The following is a 621-nucleotide window of genomic DNA, read 5'->3' on the forward strand; positions in this document are numbered from 1 at the left end:
TCCGTAAGTAACGGTCGATCCAGAGTAATCATGGATCTATCGTTTGCTCGTTGTGATGCTTCACCATCCGTAGATGATGAGGCTTTTTCTCTGTGTTTGCTAGCCGTTACGTCAAAGAACGTGTACCGGGCCTGTTGCCCGATGCAGGGGAAGAAGTGGGGAACACGACTTCCGAGAGTAAAGAGTGGAGAATAACGGATTCGAACCGTTGACCCCCTGCGTGCAAGGCAGGTGCTCTAGCCAGCTGAGCTAATCCCCCGTCGTTGTTGTCTACGCCGGCCGGACGCCGAAGCGAGTGGGCCTGCGTGGACTCGAACCACGGACCTCGACATTATCAGTGTCGCGCTCTAACCACCTGAGCTACAAGCCCGGGTCTTCAGTCACCCGTTGCCGGGCAATGAATCCTCGTTACTCAATCGATATCATTTGAGCGAGTGCGAAAACAACTAGGTTCAAGCAAGTTGAACAAAACTCCTTGTCAGCGTAACAAAAGGGCTCCAGAAAGGAGGTGATCCAGCCGCACCTTCCGGTACGGCTACCTTGTTACGACTTAGCCCCAGTTACCTGTTTTACCCTAACTGGCTTCTGTGACGAGCACCAGCTTCAGGTCCACCAGACTTC

General features: G+C 53.3%; 2 tRNA genes and 1 rRNA gene. All 3 read right to left on the bottom strand.

Features of this window, described 5'->3' with window-relative positions:
• Nucleotides 1-185 precede the first annotated feature (185 nt).
• A tRNA-Ala gene (locus EJV47_RS27730) sits at nucleotides 186-259 on the bottom strand.
• Between the two features lie 37 nt (nucleotides 260-296).
• Nucleotides 297-370: transfer RNA gene (locus EJV47_RS27735), tRNA-Ile, on the bottom strand.
• Between the two features lie 131 nt (nucleotides 371-501).
• A 16S ribosomal RNA gene (locus tag EJV47_RS27740) occupies nucleotides 502-621 on the bottom strand; the annotation flags it as partial.

The sequence above is a fragment of the Hymenobacter gummosus genome, from assembly GCF_003970915.1.
In the GTDB taxonomy this organism is placed as follows: domain Bacteria; phylum Bacteroidota; class Bacteroidia; order Cytophagales; family Hymenobacteraceae; genus Solirubrum; species Solirubrum gummosum.